The 20,521-nt window shown below is 47.0% G+C and carries 18 protein-coding genes; 16 read left to right on the top strand and 2 right to left on the bottom strand.

The features are described 5' to 3' along the window. The first annotated feature begins 107 nt into the window (after positions 1-107). The 4 genes from H615_RS0118995 to H615_RS0118980 all read left to right on the top strand — a co-directional run bounded on the left by H615_RS0118995 (position 108) and on the right by H615_RS0118980 (position 5,290). A complete protein-coding gene (locus tag H615_RS0118995; RefSeq protein WP_206936075.1) occupies positions 108-1,400 on the top strand; it encodes an NCS2 family permease in 1,293 nt (430 codons plus the stop codon). Between the two features lie 99 nt (positions 1,401-1,499). Continuing rightward, positions 1,500-3,092 (top strand): spore germination protein, encoded by a 1,593-nt coding sequence (locus H615_RS0118990; RefSeq protein WP_027956619.1) that lies wholly within the window; start codon positions 1,500-1,502, stop codon positions 3,090-3,092. Further along, the gene (locus H615_RS0118985) at positions 3,016-4,176 is read left to right on the top strand and encodes a GerAB/ArcD/ProY family transporter (RefSeq protein ID WP_027956618.1); all 1,161 of its coding nucleotides are present in this window, start codon (positions 3,016-3,018) and stop codon (positions 4,174-4,176) included. The genes H615_RS0118990 and H615_RS0118985 overlap by 77 nt, the downstream gene beginning before the upstream one ends. Before the next feature lies 1 nt (position 4,177). Continuing rightward, the gene (locus tag H615_RS0118980) at positions 4,178-5,290 is read left to right on the top strand and encodes a Ger(x)C family spore germination protein (RefSeq protein ID WP_027956617.1); all 1,113 of its coding nucleotides are present in this window, start codon (positions 4,178-4,180) and stop codon (positions 5,288-5,290) included. Between the two features lie 91 nt (positions 5,291-5,381). Here the strand turns inward: H615_RS0118980 and H615_RS22850 are convergent, their stop codons facing one another. Continuing rightward, positions 5,382-5,507, bottom strand: coding sequence for a hypothetical protein (locus H615_RS22850; protein WP_280513316.1), 126 nt, complete (start codon positions 5,505-5,507; stop codon positions 5,382-5,384). 364 nt (positions 5,508-5,871) lie between these two features. Between H615_RS22850 and safA the strand changes: the two genes are divergently transcribed. From safA to H615_RS0118940, 7 genes are all read left to right on the top strand, one after another. Further along, positions 5,872-6,492 carry a SafA/ExsA family spore coat assembly protein gene (gene safA, locus H615_RS0118970; protein WP_027956616.1) on the top strand — a complete coding sequence of 207 codons (621 nt, stop codon included), beginning with the start codon at positions 5,872-5,874 and terminating at the stop codon, positions 6,490-6,492. 121 nt (positions 6,493-6,613) lie between these two features. Beyond that, complete coding sequence (locus H615_RS0118965; RefSeq protein WP_035532715.1) at positions 6,614-7,570, top strand: ABC transporter substrate-binding protein; 957 nt, start codon at positions 6,614-6,616, stop codon at positions 7,568-7,570. A gap of 64 nt (positions 7,571-7,634) precedes the next feature. After that, positions 7,635-8,639: a FecCD family ABC transporter permease gene (locus H615_RS21645; protein WP_244877776.1), complete on the top strand. Its 1,005-nt coding sequence runs from the start codon at positions 7,635-7,637 to the stop codon at positions 8,637-8,639. After that, positions 8,636-9,628 (top strand): FecCD family ABC transporter permease, encoded by a 993-nt coding sequence (locus tag H615_RS0118955; RefSeq protein ID WP_027956614.1) that lies wholly within the window; start codon positions 8,636-8,638, stop codon positions 9,626-9,628. The genes H615_RS21645 and H615_RS0118955 overlap by 4 nt, the downstream gene beginning before the upstream one ends. Positions 9,629-9,845: 217 nt before the next feature. Beyond that, positions 9,846-11,033: a NupC/NupG family nucleoside CNT transporter gene (locus H615_RS0118950; protein WP_027956613.1), complete on the top strand. Its 1,188-nt coding sequence runs from the start codon at positions 9,846-9,848 to the stop codon at positions 11,031-11,033. Positions 11,034-11,278: 245 nt separating this feature from the next. Further along, a complete protein-coding gene (locus tag H615_RS0118945; protein WP_027956612.1) occupies positions 11,279-11,758 on the top strand; it encodes a site-2 protease family protein in 480 nt (159 codons plus the stop codon). Positions 11,759-11,869: 111 nt separating this feature from the next. Then, a complete protein-coding gene (locus H615_RS0118940) occupies positions 11,870-13,300 on the top strand; it encodes an aldehyde dehydrogenase family protein (RefSeq protein ID WP_035532712.1) in 1,431 nt (476 codons plus the stop codon). 352 nt (positions 13,301-13,652) lie between these two features. On the opposite strand, the gene H615_RS0118935 is transcribed toward H615_RS0118940, so the two are convergent. Beyond that, positions 13,653-15,002 carry an MATE family efflux transporter gene (locus H615_RS0118935; RefSeq protein ID WP_027956610.1) on the bottom strand — a complete coding sequence of 450 codons (1,350 nt, stop codon included), beginning with the start codon at positions 15,000-15,002 and terminating at the stop codon, positions 13,653-13,655. A 101-nt stretch (positions 15,003-15,103) separates the two neighbouring features. Here H615_RS0118935 and H615_RS0118930 point away from each other — a divergent pair, with 101 nt between their 5' ends. The 5 genes from H615_RS0118930 to H615_RS0118905 all read left to right on the top strand — a co-directional run bounded on the left by H615_RS0118930 (position 15,104) and on the right by H615_RS0118905 (position 20,460). Further along, positions 15,104-16,174 (top strand): undecaprenyldiphospho-muramoylpentapeptide beta-N-acetylglucosaminyltransferase, encoded by a 1,071-nt coding sequence (locus H615_RS0118930; protein WP_027956609.1) that lies wholly within the window; start codon positions 15,104-15,106, stop codon positions 16,172-16,174. A gap of 153 nt (positions 16,175-16,327) precedes the next feature. Next, the gene (locus H615_RS0118920) at positions 16,328-16,747 is read left to right on the top strand and encodes an ATP-binding protein (RefSeq protein WP_027956608.1); all 420 of its coding nucleotides are present in this window, start codon (positions 16,328-16,330) and stop codon (positions 16,745-16,747) included. 5 nt (positions 16,748-16,752) lie between these two features. After that, complete coding sequence (locus tag H615_RS0118915) at positions 16,753-17,103, top strand: hypothetical protein (RefSeq protein ID WP_027956607.1); 351 nt, start codon at positions 16,753-16,755, stop codon at positions 17,101-17,103. A gap of 176 nt (positions 17,104-17,279) precedes the next feature. Then, positions 17,280-19,529 carry an RNA polymerase recycling motor HelD gene (gene helD / locus H615_RS0118910; RefSeq protein WP_051254771.1) on the top strand — a complete coding sequence of 750 codons (2,250 nt, stop codon included), beginning with the start codon at positions 17,280-17,282 and terminating at the stop codon, positions 19,527-19,529. A 100-nt stretch (positions 19,530-19,629) separates the two neighbouring features. Next, entirely contained in the window at positions 19,630-20,460 is an 831-nt protein-coding gene (locus H615_RS0118905) for an aldo/keto reductase (RefSeq protein WP_035532711.1), read from the top strand. The last annotated feature ends 61 nt before the right edge of the window (positions 20,461-20,521 follow it).

The following is a 20,521-nucleotide window of genomic DNA, read 5'->3' as shown; positions in this document are numbered from 1 at the left end:
TTTACAATAAAAACACGAACATTAATAAAATACAGTTGATTTTTGTTCGTTTTACTATTACTATAAGAGACGTCCTATTCTTACGCGAAAGATTGGTGTTAACATTGATGAATAAATTATTCCGTTTGGAAGAGAACCAAACCACTATAAAAACTGAAATACTTGCGGGGATTACGACCTTTCTGACGATGGTCTACATTGTCGTTGTAAACCCTGCGATCCTGTCCGGGGCGGGTGTTCCGTTCGGTCAGGTGTTTATGGCGACGATCATTGCTGCTGTCACAGGAACGCTGATTATGTCCTTTGCAGCCAACTATCCGATTGCCATCGCCCCCGGGATGGGATTGAACGCCTATTTTGTTACAGAAGTGGTCCAGCAGGATGTCAGCTATTCGGTCATCTTCGGATCCGTCTTTGTTGCTGGTATTCTATTTGTTATTTTAAGTTTAACAAGTCTTCGAAAAACGTTGATTATGGCGATTCCGCCATCCTTGAAATACGGCATAACCTCCGGAATCGGTCTGTTTATTGCGTTTCTTGGACTGCGCATGTCCGGCATTATTGTTGAGAGTGATACAACGCTTGTCACCCTTGGAGACATGACATCTCCCGGTGTGCTTTTGACCGTCTTTGGTCTTATGGTCACACTCGGCCTGATCGCAAGAAAGGTTACCGGCGGACTATTTATCGGCATGTTCATTACCGGCCTTGTTGGATTTTTCACCGGTCAGCTTGAACTGAATGGTTTTGTTGATACACCTCCAGCTCCCGTTTTCTGGGATATGGATATTGGAGCGGTGTTCAGTAACGGGCTTTATACTGTGATCTTTGCGTTTTTACTCGTGACTATTTTTGATACGACGGGGACGATGATCGGTGTAGCCGAGCAGGCTGGATTCATCCGCAAGGACGGAAGTCTTCCGAGAGCCCGCGCAGCTTTAATGGCGGACGCCTCTGCTACAACGGTCGGTGCCGTGTTCGGAACAAGTCCTTCTTCGGCGTACATTGAATCTTCTTCTGGTGTAGCAGCAGGAGGACGGACAGGATTGACAACGATGGTCGTTGCCGGTCTGTTCCTTGTTTCCATGTTCTTTGCACCTGTTGTAGGGGCAGTTTCCGGCCTGCCTGCGATTACCGCCCCGGTGTTGATCATCGTCGGCTGCTTTATGATGGAGGGGCTGGCAAAAGTCAACTGGGGCTCCTTTGATGATGCTTTCCCGGCTTTTATCATTATCCTTACTATGCCGCTTACCTCAAGTATTGCAACAGGGATTGCATTTGGGTTCATTACGTACCCGATTTTGAAACTTGTCGTCGGCAAAGGAAAGCAAGTCCACTGGATGCTGTACATGTTTGCTTTAATCTTCATCCTGCAGATGGCCTTCTTCCCTGGTCATTAATCCTGAACCTGCGTGCCCTTAAAAAGGCAGGCAGGTTTTTTTATGTTCCTACGGGTATATTTTCCTTTCTGATTGGAAGATTAAGGACAGGTGATGCTCATGGGATTTTTTAAGCGGTTGTTCTTTGGAGATCATACAAGACTCCAGGACAGGGATTTGGCGCACGATCATAATCATGGTCGTAAACAGCTGAGTTCCAAGAAATTATCGGAGAATGTTGATTACCTCTTAAGCAATTTTCATAAGTCCAATGATTTGAAAATCCGTGTTCTCAATGAAGGGAATGCGGCTTTACTGTATTTTGAATCACTGTCTGACCAGGAAAAGGTGTTTGAAAAAATCTTCGCCCCTGTCGAAAACGGCCAGATTGACGAAATTTCCAAGTTGAGAAGTGCACGGATTACTCAAAACCTTGAAGAAGTGATCACGAATCTGCTTGGTGGTCAGGCGGCTTATATCGAGGATGGTTCCAATAAAGTTCACCTTTTTGATGTGACGTCCTGCTATAACCGGACACCGGAAGAGCCGCAGAACGAGCGGGTCATCCGCGGGGCGCACGACGGATTCATCGAAAATATCATGATTAACATCAACCTGATCCGAAAAAGGATTGAAAATCGGAATTTAACCGTGAAGTACATCAAGCTTGGCACATACACCAATACAAATGTCGCTATCATTTATATGGACGGCATCGCAGATCCTTCCTTGGTTCAGGAGGTGGAAAGAAGGGTCAGCTCTATCGAAACGGATATGGTGCACAGTCCCGGCCTGATTGAAGAATACATTGAGGATCAAACGAATACGCCATTCCCACAGATGCTTCATACAGAAAGGCCGGACAGAGTGGTCGGCAATTTAATGGAAGGACGTGTGGCCATCATGGCTGAGGGCACTCCGACAACGCTTATTGCCCCATCCACATTCTTCATGTTTTATCAGGCGTCTGATGATTACAACATGCGCTGGTTCACAGGAACATTCATCCGTCTTGTCCGTCTGTTCAGTTTTGTGATTGCCGTCGGCCTTCCGGCATTTTACATTGCTATCGTCGGTTTTCATTTTGAGGTTATCCCTGATGAACTGATCATCCCTGTGAAGGCTTCCATCAATGAAATAGCCTATCCTCCGATTATCGAAGCGCTGGTCATGGTCGTGATTATCGAATTGATCCGTGAGGCCGGGGTCCGGCTGCCGGCGCCGATCGGCCAGACCATCGGTATCGTAGGGGGGCTCGTAATCGGAGATGCGGTCGTACGTGCGGGGCTTGTTTCCAATTTAATGGTTATTGTTGTCGCTTTAACGGCGATTGCTTCTTTTGTAGTGCCTTCCAATGAATTGAGCACAGCGCTTCGTCTGTTGACGTTTCCGTTAATTGTTCTGGCCGGAACAATGGGGTTTGTCGGTATCGTGTTTGGGATGCTTATCATTATTATCCATCTGACAAAGCTGCAGTCCTTTGGTGTACCCTATCTTGCTCCGGTAGCACCGCTCAATTTTGGAGATCTCAAGGATACGTTTGTCCGCCTTCCGATGTTTATGATGAAAACGAGACCGAAAGACTCGCATGCGATTAAGCCTGACGCATTGAATCCAGTAAGGAAGTGGAAGCTCAGTGACCAGCAAGGATCAAAACCAAACCAACAGCCGGACGGGGCAGAAGCCTCTTCAAAAAAACAATCCGATAGATGATCAGAAAATTTCCAGACGTCAATTCTTCTTTATTATCATTCAGACCCAGATTGGTGTTGGAGTGTTAAGTGTTCCTTTTGAACTTCATAGTGCAGCCAGGCAGGATGGATGGATATCCCTGATTATAGGAGCTTCGGCCCTTCCTGTCGTTCTCCTGGCGATATGGGGGACGGCGAGAAATTTCCCTGAAGATTCGCTGTACAGGATCAATGAAAAAATCTTTCTCACATGGGGAGGGCGTGTGCTGAGTGCCGGGTTCGTCCTCTATTTTATTAGTGTGGGGACTTTGATCATCATTCTGTACAGCCGGATGATCAGTCTATGGGTGCTTCCTCATACACCTTTGTGGATTACTGCTAGTTTAATGATTCTCGTCTGTTTTTATATGATCTCCGGCGGCCTGCTTGTCATGGGCAGATTGTATACCATGCTCTCTGTTTTAATCCTCATTTTATTTGGGGTGATCTTATATTCTGCAAAAGAAATGAATATCGTTTATCTGTTTCCGATACTCGAGAGTGGATGGGGCAGGGTGTTCGGCGCAGTGAATCAAGCGTTTTTTTCGTTCTTCGGTTATATCGTATCGCTTGTAATCTATTCCAAGGTGATAGGCACGCATAAAGAAAAGCTGAAAGTGATCTTGTATGCCCACAGTTTTGTGTTTTTGTTTTATTTCATCATTGTGTTTGTCAGCTTTACGTATTTCAGCACAGAGGAAATCACACTTGTCCCGGAACCGATTTTATACATGCTGAAAGCTTTTGAACTGCCGATTATAGCGAGACTTGACTTGTTTTTTATATCCATATGGGTCGTAAATGTGGCTACCACTTTTGGAACCTATTTATACATGGCGGGTCTTGGTTTAAGCCACCTGTGCCCGATTTGTACAAAAACGACAGCCGGAATCATAGTCGGTATCATCGTCCTTGCTTTGACTCTTTATGTCGGGTATGACATTCAGAAAACAGAGCAGTTGAATCAACTGGTCCTTCGTATGGGGTACGCTTTTTCGCTGGGTATTCCCTTAATCATGCTGCCGTTGTCCTATGTGAGGAAAAACCGGTACAAGGAAGGTGAATAAGATGAGGAAAGGGGTATTGATCCTGACTGCACTTATTCTTTTGACAGGCTGTTGGGATGAGCGGCAGTTTAAAAATATCAGCCTCGTTCTTTCGATGGGATTCGATACCGGAGAAGAACAGGCTATCCGGCAGACAGTATCCATCCCCACGGTTACCCGAAGCTCAGAGGGTCCTGGTCAGGAATTCATCAATGTACTCTCCACGGAAGCTCATACACCGAGAGAAGCGAGAGATAAAATTGACATGATGATTTCAGATAATTTTGATCCGTCCAAGGTCAGGGTGGTCGTATTTGGAGAAGAGCTGGCAAAAGAAGGGATTTTTCCTGTGCTGGACGATATGTACAGAGATCCGAAAAGTAACTTGAATGCCTATATGGCAGTTGTGGAAAAAGGTACAGCAGAGGAAATCACCCGTCTGAGAGCGACCGGAGAGACCAGAATCAGCGAATATCTCGGAGGAATGCTGGAAACAGCGGCTTCTTCGACCCATACCACAGGGGAAAATCTGCAGCTGTTATGTGCGGAGCTGATTGAGCCAGGGATCGATTTTTCGGTTCCGCTCATAGAGCTTGACAAACAGAATGGAGCTATCAATTTCAGCGGAATGGGTTTATTTCATGAAAAAACGTACACAGGAGAGAAGATTTCAGCGGAGAAGTCCACTTTATACATGCTGCTTCAGGGGAAGAAAGGGAAAATCGCCCGTCTGACGGAGAAGGTTTCTGGTGAGAATGATGAGATTACGAGCTATGCGACCGTTGAAGTGAATAAAATGAAAAGGAAAATGAAATTGACGGTTGATGATGGGGTGACGGCTGATATACATGTAAACCTGGAGTTGAAAGTGGTCGAGTACCCGTCCGATCATCTCTATGTGAAAGGGAAAATTAAAATGTTGGAAGAGCAGCTTACTGATGTATTCACGAAGGAATCAGAAAAAATACTCACTACGCTTCAGGAAGCGAACAGTGATGTGTTCGGGATTGGAAGACGAGTGAAAGCGTATCATCCTGACTATTGGAATGAGGTGGAATGGAGTGAGGAATATCCTGAAATTGCGATTGTGCCTCACTTCGATATCAAGATCATTGAACATGGCATAATGAATTAGGAAGAAAAAGATATGGATTTTTTCCTTCCTGCTGAAACCTTTTCAAGTCGAGTCTCGTCTGTAGAGTAGAACGATTTTGGAGGACGTTCTTTCAGCAGTCCAAACGACTGGGTTTGTACGCCGGAATCGTTCTCAGTTCCTGCATTCCGATAAAAGGGTTCCTGCGGATAAGAAAAGCAGGCACGTTCAAGTCTGAATCTGCGGCTTGTGCTTCCACGCTTTACCCCTTTCACGTCTGCCTGTATATTGAAGGAAACGAAACCATGTTCTTTTCAGCACAGAGGATGCGTGATCAACCGTGCTGCCGAAAAGCTAGGATGGACGAAGAACGGCATCTTCAAAAGGCTTGTGTCCCCAAGAGCCTGCTGTTCCTGATGACATGAATGAACGTAGTGTGACACCTCAGCACCTGGTTGAAGTGGCTCACTCGTTTCATTAATAAAATGGTTTATACCTCCCCTATGGTATAATACATGTGCACCTGCCGCCTGACCAACGGCAGGTGTTTTTTTGTTTCCTTTTTATACATAATTTCCCTCTCTTGAACCAAACTATAGCTATGAATAGGAGGGAATGATCGTATGAAAAAATGGATCGGTAAGGCTGTACTGCTGATCGTACTGCTGTTCTCCATGAGTCCTGAAATCATTCACGCGCAGACGGATACGTATACGGTTAAGCGTGGAGATACCCTTTGGAAAATCTCACGGAAATACAAAATCGGTCTTTCGGAAATTATCAATGCCAACCCCCAGTTCAATAATCCGGACTTAATTTATCCCGGTGACAGGGTGACGATCCCGTTAAAGCCGAACATCAAGTCTGTGGAAAGCCAGGTCATTGATTTAACAAATGAAGAACGGGCAGCCAATGGCCTTCCAGCTTTGAAGGCGAATTGGCAGGTCTCCAGGGTCGCCAGGTATAAGTCTCGTGATATGGCAGGGAAGGGGTATTTTTCTCATCAATCCCCGACCTATGGATCTCCGTTTCAAATGTTGAATGATTTTAATGTTTCCTACCAGAAAGCAGCGGAAAATATTGCTGCCGGCCAGCGCACACCACAGGAAGTGGTAGATGGCTGGATGAACAGCGCCGGCCATAGGAAGAATATTCTGGACTCGGGGTTGACCCAGATCGGTGTCGGTTATGCAGAGGGTGGAAGTTACGGCTATTACTGGACACAGATGTTTATCACTAAATAGGAGTGGACATTGGAGGAGGTGCAGGTGCGCCTTCTCTTTTTTCGGTCCTTTACACGGCGGAGAATTCTTATTATGATAGAATGAGTTTGTGATAATGGTTATCAATTATAGGGGGATGTTTATGAAAAAGTATTGGAGTTACATAGGGCTCCTCTTCCTTGTACTTCTGCTTGCCGCGTGTGGCAGTGAGAATGAAGGGGAACAGAAGGAAAGCTCAAATGGGGAAGGCTCCAGTGAGCAGGAAACACGGGTGATTGAACATGAGATGGGAGAGACGGAAATCAGCGGCCAGCCTGAAAAAGTCGTAGCCCTCGAGTTTTCTTTCGTGGATAACCTGGCTTCTCTCGGTGTATCACCTGTCGGAATTGCCGACGATAATGATGAGGCGCGGATCATAGAACCGATCCGTGAGAAAATTGATGACTATACGTCTGTCGGTACACGGAAGCAGCCTTCTCTTGAAGTGATCAGTTCACTTCAGCCGGACTTGATCATTGCGGACATGCAGCGTCATAAAGACATTTATGATCAGTTGTCTGAGATTGCTCCAACGATCATTCTTCCTTCACTGGCCGCCGATTACGATGGCATCATCGACAGCTTCCAGACGGTTTCGAAAGCTGTGGGTATGGAAGAACATGGAGAAGAAGTACTGACTGAACATAAAGAAACGATGGAAGAACTGCGCAGTCAGGTGCCTGAGGATGAGGACCGGACTGTTCTGCCTGCTGTTGTCGCTGACAGCGGCTACTTTGCTCATAATATGGAGTCCTACACCGGTTCACTCCTTGAGTCCATTGGGTTGAAGAATGCGATCCAAAGCGGCGATGACCGCTACAACAAAATCAACCTGGAACAGCTCGTAGAGTTTGACCCTGACGTCATGTTCCATATGTCCTCAGGTGATCAAACGGTTGTTACGGAATGGGAAGGCAGCGAATTGTACCGGGACATATCCGCTGTAAAAAATGGAGAAGTCCATGAAGTGGATCGCAACATGTGGTCACGTTTCCGCGGCTTGATTTCTTCAGAGAAAATTTTAGAAGATGCCGTTCAGTATCTTTATGAGGGTCAGTAAGTAAAAAGCGGAGGGATACCTCCGCTTTTTTTATGTAAGGATGCAGGAAAGAGGAGGATGTCGTGTGAATCAAACCTTACACCGTTTTAAAACAGGAACGGTCATCGTAGTAGGCATCCTTTTGCTGCTGGCCAGTTTTACGGCCAGTTTAAGTATTGGAGCTTACGCGATCTCTTTTTCAGAGGTATTGAGCCTTCTGTTTTCCCCTGATGGAAGTAAAGCCTCTTCCATCATAGACACTATCCGTCTTCCGCGGGCGGTGACGGGCATTGTGATCGGGATGTGTCTTGCTGCCGCAGGAGCCATCATGCAGGCGATTACCAATAATCCGCTCGCCTCTCCGCAGGTCTTCGGAGTAAATGCCGGGGCGTCCCTGATGGTTGTGATTGGTGTCGTCCTTTTTCCGGGGTTAGGAGCTGGGACGCTTGTTTATGGGGCTTTTTTAGGGGCGGCAGTCGGTGGCGCTGCTGTGTATTATATGGCTTCAACAGGAGGAGGGATGACTCCTGTAAAGCTCGCTTTATCCGGCATTACCATCCACCTTCTGCTTTCATCTATGATTGAGGGCATTGTATTGTTTCATGAAACATCGACGGAAGATGTTTTGTTCTGGCTTGCCGGAGGGATTGACGGACGGACATGGACAGATGTGAACCTGCTTCTTCCCTGGGCCGCTGTCGGGTTAGCGGGTGCAGGTATACTAGGCAAACCGCTGACGACACTCGGTCTTGGTGATGATGTCGCTCAAGGACTAGGGCAGAAAATCGGGTGGATCCGGGGAGGGGCGGCTCTCCTGGTCGTTGTCCTTGCGGGTATATCCGTAGCTGTAGCCGGACCGATCGGATTTATTGGATTGATCATTCCGAATATAATCCGTAAACTTCTTGGTCCTGATTACCGGATCCTGCTGCCTGTATCTGCGCTTTATGGAGCCGTACTGCTGACGTCTGCAGACGTGCTCTCCCGGTTTATTTCCTATCCAGGGGAAGCCCCGGTGGGGATCGTTACCGCACTCATAGGTGCTCCATTCTTTTTATATCTGGCCGGCAGAGGAGGTCGTAACGGATGAACCCGTTGATTCGAACACCAAAAAGATGGCTCGGGATGCTGCTGATGCTGCTGTTGGTCATGACCTATTTATCGATAGGAATAGGTGCGGTATGGATCGGTCCTGCAGGGATCTTTGAATATATCATTGGCAAAGAGGCGTCAGGACAGGCGTACATTATTGAAAACTTCCGTCTCCCACGTATTGTGGTCGGATTGTTAGCTGGAACAGGGCTCGGGTTATCCGGGGCCATTCTTCAGGGTGTCATCAGAAATCCGCTTGCCTCGCCTGATGTAATCGGAATTACGAAAGGCGCCGGCCTGGCTGCTGCCGCTGTAATTCTGTTGTACCCGGGCCTGCCGGTACTGGCGCTTCCGGCCGCGGCATTTTCAGGAGCCGCTCTCGTCATGCTTGGCCTGTATGTATTTGCTTTCAGGCGGGGTGTCCAGCCGGCAACCCTCGCTTTAATAGGGATTGCTCTGGGTGCGGTGTGTCAGGCAGGCATTCAATTTCTTACCATCAAATTTCCATTGGAAACGAACGCAGCTCTCGTCTGGCTGACCGGCAGCGTATGGGGGAAAGATTGGACGGATGTCCTTATGCTCGTTCCGTTTATTCTGATCGGGGCGCCTGCTGCATGGCTGTTGTCCAGGAAGCTGGATGTCCTGAACTTAGGTGATGATGTAGCTGAGGGCTTGGGAGAACCGGTTCAAAAAGCGAGGCTGTCTCTTCTTGCTCTGGCTGTTGTTCTGGCAGGGGCTTCTGTGGCTGTAGTCGGAACCCTTGGATTTGTCGGGTTGATTGCTCCTCATATTGCCAGGCAGATGGTGGGGAACAGGCATGTGTATCTGCTTCCGGCTTCCGCCTTAACGGGAGCCCTTCTTCTTGTGACGGCGGACAGTCTGGGGAGGGGCTTGTTTCCTCCTACAGAGGTCCCGGCCGGAATATTTACAGCTGTGATAGGAGCCCCTTATTTTCTATTTTTGTTAAGAAAAATACAAAAATCCTAAAAAATGGTTTATTTACTTTTCTTGATTGTATGGATAAATTTTAAGAATATGCGACATATTACACAACAGAACGACAATAATAGCAGAAATGTATTATATTTCATACAAATAAACCTTGCATGACGTCTGACAACCTGATAAAATCCATAGTGGAATTACTAGATGTAAGCATTTTCATTTTAGCTTTTTTGTCAAAAATAGAGGGGGAGGACTTTTCATGGATATTCTATTAGGAATTCTTGCAGTTGCCGTCATTATTGGAATCGCTTTTCTAATGTCCAATGACCGCAAAAATATCAATTTTAAGGGCATTGGAATTATGCTCGCTGTCCAGCTGCTGATTACGTGGTTCATGTTCAATACCAAAATCGGTGAGGCGATCATCACCGGTATTTCCTGGGGCTTTAACAAGCTTATCGCCTTTGGTACAGAAGGTGTGAACTTCGTGCTTGGTGGTGTAGAGGTTGGAGAAGGCGGCGTGTTCTTCTTTAACGTACTGCTTCTTATTATTTTCTTCGCTACCATTTTGTCTGTTCTTACGTATTTGAAGATACTTCCGTTTATTATCAAGTATCTCGGCTGGGGACTTTCCAAAATCACAGGTCTTCCGAAAGTCGAATCATTTAACGCGGTCAACAGTATTTTCTTCGGTCAGTCTGAAGCGTTGATTGCGATTAAATCGCAGTTCCACAATTTGAATGACAACCGTCTTTATATTGTGAGTGCGTCAGCGATGGGTTCTGTGTCGGCTTCGATTGTAGGGGCTTACCTGAATATGCTCCCGGATCAATATATCCTTGTTGCACTGCCGTTAAACATGTTTAGTGCGTTGATCGTCGCTTCCTTGATTGCACCGGTCCGAGTGTCCAAGGAAGAAGATAAAGTTGACATCCAGGATGTTTCCAATGCGAAGAGTTTCTTTGAAGCCATGGGTAACGGAGCCCTTGATGGTGGTAAAATCGCCTTGATCGTAGCGGCTATGCTGATTGCCTTCATTGCTTCCCTTGAATTGGTTAACGCAATGTTCGGTGCGTTGTTCAGCGGATTTACATTGCAGCAGCTGCTTGGATATATCATTGCTCCTATCGGCCTGTTGATGGGTATTCCGGCAGCTGAGGTTCTGGATGCCGGAGCGATTATGGGAACGAAAATCGTGACCAACGAATTCGTAGCCATGCTTGAATTCCAGTCTATGCTTGACGGTGTATCTGCGAAAACCGCGGGTATCGTGACGGTCTTCCTTACAAGTTTCGCCAACTTCTCCTCCATCGGAATCATTGCTGGTACCGTTCAGGGGATCGATCCAGAAAAAGGCGGCCGCGTATCAGGCTTCGGTTTGAAGCTTTTGATCGGTGCGACGCTTGGATCTATGCTTTCTGCAACAATTGCCGGTCTTTTCTTGTAATCGTATAAAAAGTCTGAATGGATGCGTCCATTCAGACTTTTTTTTGTCATCAAACCCGCCGTCGATCGATGCATGAACCAATAGATTCCGGGCCCAGATATTATAGAGAAACATTGTTTTTTAAGTGGAAAAGAGATGCGAAGTGCTTTTTAGTTATATTAGGATATTTTTTGTTCGTGTGTTATGTTGGGCTATGTCTCTTTAATCAGACATGACTCAACCCTATAGAAAGGAAGGACGCATCCATGTTTACGCTCAGTGATCTTCCGATGTTTTTCGTTAACTTTTTTCTCATTCTCCCGCTGGTCACCCTTATTCATGAAGCCGGGCACGTATGGACAGCACGATTATTCGGTGGAAAAATCAAATTCTGTCTCGGCACAGGAGAGACGCTCTTTCACATCGGACCTCTGGAAGTGAAAAAGAAATACTTCATGGAAGGCTGGTGCCAGTATGACTCTCTGACCTACAACAAAACGTGGGCGCATGTTGCCATCTATCTGGCCGGTAGTGGTTTCAATTTGATGGTTATTCTGCTTATCAATTATTTAATCACCATTGATGTCCTGCCTTCCACGTTGTTCTTTTACCAGTATGCTTATTTCTCCATCTACTTCATATTTTTCTCTTTGTTCCCTTACCGCAATGATAATGGTAAACCGAGTGATGGCATGGCCGTTTACGATGTTCTCCGTTATGGAAAGGCGAAAGACCCGATTGATTAACGGAACCTGTAGTCTGTCCCCCATCATAGAAGATCCAGTTTCTTCAAGGAGACGTTTACGGATATTTTATTGAGGAAATAAACAGGTATAGACATTTTAGATAAGGGAGAGATGACCGTGGAAACCTATCAACTGTTCATAAATGGAGAATGGATCAAAACCGGTGAAACACAGGAGGTCCTTAATAAATATACACAGGAAACCTATGCACATGTGGCTAAAGCCTCTGAAAAAGAGGTCGATCAAGCCGTTGCGGCTGCATCCGATGCGTACCGGAATAACCAGCTTTCTCCTTATGAACGTTATCAAGTGCTGAAGCGGGTCAGTGAACTTCTGCAGGAAAATAAGGAAGACTTAGCGGCAACGATTACCCACGAAGCTGGAAAGCCGTTGAAGCAGGCACGTTCAGAAATCGATCGTGCGACCCAGACGTTTGAACTTTCCGCTGAAGAGGCGAAACGCATTCATGGGGAAGGGGTCCCGGTTGAAGCAGCACCTGGATCGGAAAACCGCATGGCCTTTACAATCAAGGTTCCGGTCGGTGTCGTTGGAGCCATCAGTCCGTTCAACTTCCCGATCAACCTCGTCGCTCACAAAATTGCCCCAGCTATTGCCGCAGGGAATGCAGTGGTACTGAAACCGGCAAGTAAAACGCCGATTTCCGCTCTGAAACTGGCCGGTTTGTTTGAAGAGGCAGGACTCCCGAAAGGGCTGCTCAACGTCGTTGTAGGTTCCGGATCGACGGTCGGTAATCAGATGATGCAGGACTCCCGCATTAATCTCTATACGTTTACAGGAAGCGCAGAAGTAGGATTGAAGCTGAAGCAGAACACAGGATTGAACAAACTGGTGCTCGAACTGGGGAACAATTCGCCCGTAATCGTCGATAAAGAAGCGGATGTAGAGGCAGCGGCGGAAAATATTGCGGCTAAAAGCTTTGCCTTCGCCGGACAGGTGTGCATCTCGGTGCAGCGGATTTATGTTCACGATGATGTGAAAGATGCTTTTCAGGACAAGTTCATCCAGGCGATAGAATCTCTGAAGGTCGGCGACCCGAATGATCCGGAAACGGACGTAGGGCCGATGATCAGTGAGGATGAAGCCGAGCGTGCCGGGCAGTGGATCGAGGAAGCGAAGGAAGCAGGAGCGGAAGTCGTTTATGGTGGGGAACGCGAAGGTGCTCTTCTGAAACCGACCATCCTTACTAACGTGACCGGCGACATGAAGGTGGTTTGTGAAGAAATCTTCGCCCCAGTCGTCACCATTCAAACGTTCTCTGACATAAAAGCCTGTATCGAAGACGTCAACACGTCAAGCTATGGTCTGCAGGGAGGGATCTTCACCCAGAATGTAGACACGGCTTTCTATGCGGCCAGAAACGTGGAAGTTGGAGGATTCATGATTAATGATTCTTCTCAATACCGCGTGGATTTGATGCCTTATGGTGGTGTGAAGGACAGCGGCTCCGGCAAGGAAGGTCCGAAGTATGCGATGGAGGATATGACAGAAGAACGTCTCGTGGTTATGAACTTAAAATCATAATAAGACGCCTGAACATTAAAAACGATTCTACACGACTTTTGTCAAACAAGGATCGTTTGCAGTAAACGTTTTTCGTTAAGTTTGAATGGCTGTGTCAAGATACAATTTTCACATCAATTTTGTTGAAAAAGAAAAAACTTCTTCGTTGCTCATCATTTAGTGAAGTCACGGGAAGCGTTCGGTGGTGACACTTGCGGGAACAGCGCAAGCGCAAGCTCAAGATCCACTTGATCAAGGTAGCTGAGGACGTGCCCGCGGCAAGCATCCACCGAAAAGCTGGATGTGATGGTTCACACGATTATAGTATTTCTTCAATATGTTGAGCCTCCTGTTCATTTACAGGAGGCTTTATTTATTCACGAAGCTGTTTTCTCTGCAGCAGGACCATCCGGATAAACAGGGCTGCTGCTCCGGCTGTTAAGCCGATAGTCAGACTCAGCCAGTAGCCGTAGGGTCCGAAAGCTGTGTAGTTGGCAAGCAGCCATCCGCTCGGAAGCCCGATTCCCCAGTAGGAAACGAAGGCCATCACCAATGTAATGTTCACATCCTTATATCCACGGAGGATGCCTTGAAGCGGGGCTCCGAATCCATCAGAAAGCTGGAAAAATACCGCGTAAATAATAAAAGTCTTTGTCAATTCCACGACAGCTTTATCAGAGCTGTACAACCTTGCCACACTGTCATCGAATACGTATAGGATGAGGCCGGCAATGACGCTCATACATACAGCGAGTCCGATGCCCAGGTAGGAATAGGTGCGGGCTTCCTTGTAGCGTCCCGCCCCTGATTCAAATCCGACAACGATCGTCAAAGTGAAAGCAATGCTGAGCGGTACCATGTACAGAAACGAAGCGAAGTTGATCGCTGCCTGGTGCGCAGCGATCGTATTGGTGTCATACACCGTCATGAAGAAGGTCACCGCAGCAAAAATGCTCGTTTCAAAGAAAATCGCGAACCCGATGGGAACACCGATTTTCAGCTGATCTTTCCATTCATGGAGCGATGGCCGTTTCCATGACTTGAAAATCTCATAGCGTCTCAATGGTCTTACCCGGTGGATGATCAGGACGAGGATAAGTAAAGACACCCAGTAAGTCAGAGACGAAGCGGCCCCCGCCCCTACACCTCCAAGAGCAGGAGCGCCCCATTTACCAAATATCAACACATAGTTGAATAAGAGATTGAGTGGGAGTGTCAGTAGAATGACCATCATGGAAAGTCTCGTCAGTCCGAGAGCATCGACAAAGGAACGAAGGATATTAAAGACGAATAAAGGCACGATACCTGTTCCAAGGGCGACTAGATAATAACGGGCCACGCGGGCAACTTCAGGTTCAATATTCATGAGGGACAAGATGGGGTCCAGTAGAAACCAACCGGTCCCTGCTACAACTACGGCCAGCAGGACAGCCAGATAGACCCCTTGTTTGACGGAAAAAGGAATCTCTTTTTCCCTCCCGGCGCCTTTTAATTGAGCAACGATCGGGGAAATCGCCATCAAAATACCGTTCAGACCTGTGAAAACGGGTACCCAGATGCTTGACCCGATTGCAACACCAGCGAGCTGATCTGGCCCCGCTCTGCCGGACATGACGGTGTCAAAGAAGTTCATAGCGTACATGCCGAGCTGGGTAATTAAAATAGGAAACAAAATGATTAGAAATAGTTTGATTTTCTCTTTTATTGTGTGAGTTTCATACATGATGATCTCCCTTTTCTGTTACAATGCAATTTAGAGGAATATGAGGATTATAGCACATTTATCCATAGAAGAAAGATCGTAGAAAGGACGTTAATTCAATCATGAACGATAAGCGTATTTTATTTACAGGCGGAGGAACGGCAGGTCACGTCATTGTGAACCTCGCTCTTATCCCGGAATTTCAAAAACAGGGATATACCGTTGATTATATTGGTTCCTATGAAGGAATTGAAAAGCAGTTGATTGAACCGCTGGAAGGAGTGACCTACCACGGAATTTCCACAGGAAAGCTCCGGAGATATATGTCGAAGGAGAACTTCAAGGATCCCTTTAAAGTAGCCAAGGGCCTGATGCAGGCTCTGTCTATCATCCGGAAGAGAAAACCAGGCGTTGTCTTTTCAAAAGGCGGGTTTGTTTCGGTTCCGGTCGTGATGGCTGCCAGATTAAAGGGCGTCCCCACGCTCATCCATGAATCCGACTACACACCGGGTCTTGCGAACAAGCTTTCTTTCCCGTTTGCGAAAAAGATTCTGGCTACATTCCCGGAAACGATGAAGCACCTTCCGGAAGACAAAGGTGAATTTATTGGAGCCGTTGTCAGGGAAGAGCTGTTCCAGGGCAGTCGCTCCAAGGGTCTTTCTATGTGCAGCTTCCATAAGCAGAAACCTGTCGTGATGGTCATGGGAGGAAGCATGGGCTCCAAGGTCATCAATGATGCGGTCCGCTCCAATCTGGATCAACTGCTGCAGAACGTGCAGATCATTCATATTTGTGGACGTGGAAACAAGGATGACTCACTGAAGCGGCCGGGTTATGCCCAGTTTGAATATGTCCAGGACGAGTTGAAGGATTTATTTGCAGCCACGGACTTTATCGTTTCCAGGGCCGGGTCCAACGCCATCTTTGAATTTCTAGCATTGAAAAAACCGATGCTTCTTATTCCATTGTCGCGAAAGGCCAGCCGGGGTGATCAAATCCTGAATGCCGATTCCTTTGTCAAGCAGGGCTATGCGATGAAGCTGGAAGAGGAAGAGCTGACCAGGGACCGTTTTGCGACGGATCTTCAGACGTTGATGCAGAATAAACAACAAATATTGGAAAGTATGCAGGATTATAAGAGTGAACAGACGAAAGAAAGGGTTATACGACTCATTCAGGAGTTTGAAAAGTGAGTGCTGAAAGAAAGAGTAAGGAAGTTTTTTCTTCCATTTTTATGAAAAAAACGATCGAACCTTTTATAGGGCGACATAAAAGGGAATAGGTAAATGTAGACAAATCACCACATTAGTCATTCTTTACTCATTCAGCAGAGGAGAGGTTGAATCATGAAGACGTCTCTTGAAGCACAGATCAGACATCCACGAGAAATAAGGACGATCCGGAAAAAATACCACCCCTATTTAGCCAAGTACTTTGGGAGTGATCAGCTGCTCGTCGACGCCAGTATATCTGAGGCGGTATGGAATGCCTGGGAGCACGGACACGGGCAGAACAGAGATTACCCAATCCTGCTGAAGGTGAACTTTCTAAAGCACCGTCTCGTCGTACGGGTCTACGATCAGGGCGGAGGTTTTGACTGGCGGCCTTATCAACTATCGAGCGATGTGAGGCATTGGTTTCCGAAAATGGAGGATCTGGATGAAAACGGCCGGGGCATTATGCTCATCCTTCGGGTTATGGACTGTCTGAGGTATAATGAAAAAGGCAACGAATGTTTGCTGATGAAAAATTATCTTCAGGAGTAGATACTGTGAAATCCAATATGTGCCGCTACTGTTATAAAGAAATCAAGGACAGGGATGAGCTGGTGACGGCATCCAGCTGGTTCCGCCTGCGTCCCTATCATTATCAATGTTTTGAAAAACTTGTACAGGACACCCGGACGGTTGCGGGCGTCTGGAAACCGGTAAACGGTTTGACGGGCTCCGTCAATCTCCTTGTCATGCTGATTCTGGCTGTGGGGCTCCTTGGTACTGATCTTCTGGGCAGCATCGGAGATATCATTGGGGTGATCGCATTGTATCCCCTTTTCCTCCGGCTGTTGTCTTATATGATTTTTGAGCGGCCGCTTCCTAAACTCGCACCGGAAAAGCAGAGGTAACCGACAGGATTCCTTCATACCGAGCTTGTAGAGAATTTCCTCTACAAGCTTTTTTTCATGCTCCCAAAAGGTTTACAATAGATTTGATTGCGCTTCCATGAAGGGTGTGATATGTTGGTTTTCTCTGTTTTTAGATTTGTTGATCGCAGCTATTCATGGAAGGGAGGAGATTCAGCTTGAATGAATTTCAGTATGAGAAGGATCGTCTGGATTTTACGAAGGCTTATATGGAGCGGATGATTGCTGCCCAGGAAAGCGGTCGTGCCTCTTTAAAGGAGCGCCAGGGGGATACGCTGGAAAACCTCGATTTCCAGGACAGCAGTTTGCGGTATCAGGAAATGCTCTCCCACGCCAACTTTATGAAGATGTCCAGCGACCAGCTGGATAATTTGAAAAGTCTGCGACGAAAGCCTTACTTTGCCAGGATCGATTTTCACCGGAAAGAAAATCCCGAAAAAGAACAGTTCTACATAGGGAAGGTCTCCTTGTTCGACAGGGAAACGCAGCTTCCCATTATCCTGGATTGGCGGAGCCCGCTGGCTAACGTCTATTACGAAGGACGGCTTGGGGAGGTCAGCTATGAGGCGTTGGGCGAGCGGTATGAGGGAGAAGTTTCTTTAAAGCGGCAGTACCAGATTGAAGAAGGAGAGTTGATTGACTACCGGGACATAGACGTAACGGCTAATGACGATCTCCTGCAGGACTCCCTTTCCCAAAACGCCGGTGGGCGCTTATCCGAAATTGTTTCGACGATTCAGGAAGAGCAGAACCGTGTCATCCGGGCGGATCTTCGAAAGCCGATCATTGTCCAGGGGGCAGCGGGAAGTGGAAAGACGACGATTGCTCTGCACCGCATATCCTACTTTCTTTATACGATGAAGGAGATATTCAAGCCGGACGAAATGCTGATTCTCGCTCCCAACCGTCTATTCATCCAGTATATCTCAGAAGTACTTCCTGAACTGGGGGTGCAGCGCGCCAGACAGTCCACTTTCCAGGATTACGCCGTTCATACGGCCGGGATCAAGAGGCCGGTCATTACTCAGCATGATGTGCTCACACAGGCTGTTGAAGGTACTATCGGTCGGGATGGGGTTACAGCCGCCCGTTTGAAAGGATCGAAGGAATTCCAAACCATCATGGACACCTATATCCAATCATTAAAAAAGCAGTACAACATCAATCAGGATTTTATGCTTTCGGAGTTCCGGATAAAGAAAGCTCGAGCCATCAACCGTCTGTTTTTTGAGGAATACAGCTATTTTCCTTATGAGGTACGGGTGAAAAAAATTAAAGCGGTTCTCCAAAGTGAACTGCGGCGTAAGAAAAAGCAGATTCTTGAAAAGGTGGCTGCCAAATACGATGAAGCACTGGATAAGGCTTTTTACGGAATGAAGGATCCGGATAAACGGAAAATCCGAGTCAGCTACTTGATTACAAGAAAAGAGGAACGGCTCGCTGAAATCAAAAAGGCCGCACGGACGGCAGTCGCTTCCTTTATGAAGCAGTACCCGTCTTTTCCTATAGAGAGGACGTATGAAAGGTTGTTTGAGGAGGACGTATTTCTGGGCGTCCACCCTGAGGATACCGAAGAATGGAGAGCGGTCCGCCGCTGTTCCCGAGCGGCATTTGCAGAGGGATATGTCTACTCCGAGGATCTTGCGGCTCTGCTTTATCTCTATACATTTCTAAAAGGCATCCACCCGGATGACCGCGCTAAAAAAGTGGTGATCGATGAGGCACAGGATTACAGCTATTTTGAAATCTATGCTCTGCGCAGGGCCTGTCAAACGGACTTGTTTACCATTGTCGGAGATCTGGCCCAGGGCATTTATCAATACAGGGGGCTTGACAATTGGGAAACATTGGTCGAGGACATCTTTCCTTCAGCCTCTTATTTAACTTTACAGAAAACGTATCGGACAACCATTGAAATTATGGATCTCGCGAACGGCCTGCTTACTTATCTTCCGGTCTCTCTGCCGCGGGCGGAGCCTGTCGTCCGTCACGGATCTCTTCCACAGTTTCTTCCTCTCAGAAATGAATGGGAGGAAAGAGTCAATGCCTACTGCCTCGGTCTCGTGGAAGAAGGGCTGTCCAGCTTTGCCATCATTACAAAAACGATGGCGGAAGCTGAGGATGTCCAGAAAAAACTGGAGGTTTATGGCATGGCTTTTAAGCTTTTGAGAGAAGGGGAGGAAAGCTTGTCTGAACGGATGGTTTTGCCTGCCTATATGGCCAAAGGTCTTGAATTCGATGCTGTTCTTTTATATAACGACCGTGATCCTTTCAAGGAGTCGGAGCTTGATTTGAAAATGCTGTACGTAGCTATGACCCGTCCCCTTCACAGGCTGCTGATGATTGGAGAAGAAAAAGAGGACTTTCTGCTTCATCTCATCCAACCGGACCTCTTCGTAGAAGTTTAGATTCCCGTCCATAAAGGGTACATCCTGTCATAAAGCTGATGGTGTAGGCAGAGGACTGCATCTTTCAGGCCGCTTTTTAATAAAGAAAGGAGTTTTTTTGATGGGAATCCGTTCGGAAGCCGTTCTAAGTAATGGTGTGAAAATTCCGCGTGTAGGTCTTGGCGTTTATAAAATGGAAGATGGAGAAGAAGTTAAGCAAGCGGTTCAATCCGCTGTCGACCTTGGTTACCGCCACATTGACACTGCTTCATTCTATGGGAACGAAGCAGGGGTTGGGGAAGGAATAAAAGCCTGTGGGGTGCCCAGGGATGAATTGTTCATTACTACGAAGGTGTGGAATGACGAACAGGGATATGAAGAAACGCTGGAAGCTTTTAATAGAAGTCTTGATAAACTGGGAGTAGAGACCCTGGACTTGTACCTCATTCACTGGCCGGTTCTCGGGAAATTCAAAGACACGTGGAAAGCGTTGGAGAAACTCTACCATGAGGGACGTGTCAGAGCCATTGGGGTGTGCAATTTTATGGAGCATCACCTCGATGAACTGATGATGGATGCAGAAGTGACCCCTATGGTCAACCAGGTGGAATTCCACCCGGCCCTCTACCAGGAAGCGCTTGCTGATTACTGTTATCAAAAAGGAATCCAGCTGGAAGCATGGGCTCCGCTAGCCCGAGGCCGCTATTTTGATGCCGCGATTTTAAAACAGCTCGCTGAAAACTATCAAAAAACCCCGGCTCAGGTTATTTTAAGATGGCACCTGCAGCATGATGTCGTCGTTATTCCGAAGTCGTCCAATCCGGATCGTCAGAAAGAAAACTTTGATGTTTTCGACTTTGACTTGAAGAGCGATGAAATGCTGCGTATCGACGAACTGCACAGTGGGGACCGTATCGGTAAGCATCCGGATGAATTTGATTATGATGCATAAAGAAATCACCAGCCTCCGTGGCTGGTGATTTCAGCTTTTAATGGACCAGAGGCGTATGCGC

It is taken from the genome of Halobacillus kuroshimensis DSM 18393 (assembly GCF_000425705.1).
GTDB classification, from domain to species: domain Bacteria; phylum Bacillota; class Bacilli; order Bacillales; family Halobacillaceae; genus Halobacillus; species Halobacillus kuroshimensis.
Note: the sequence above shows the minus strand (reverse complement) of the source record. Positions and strands in the feature narration are given on the sequence as shown.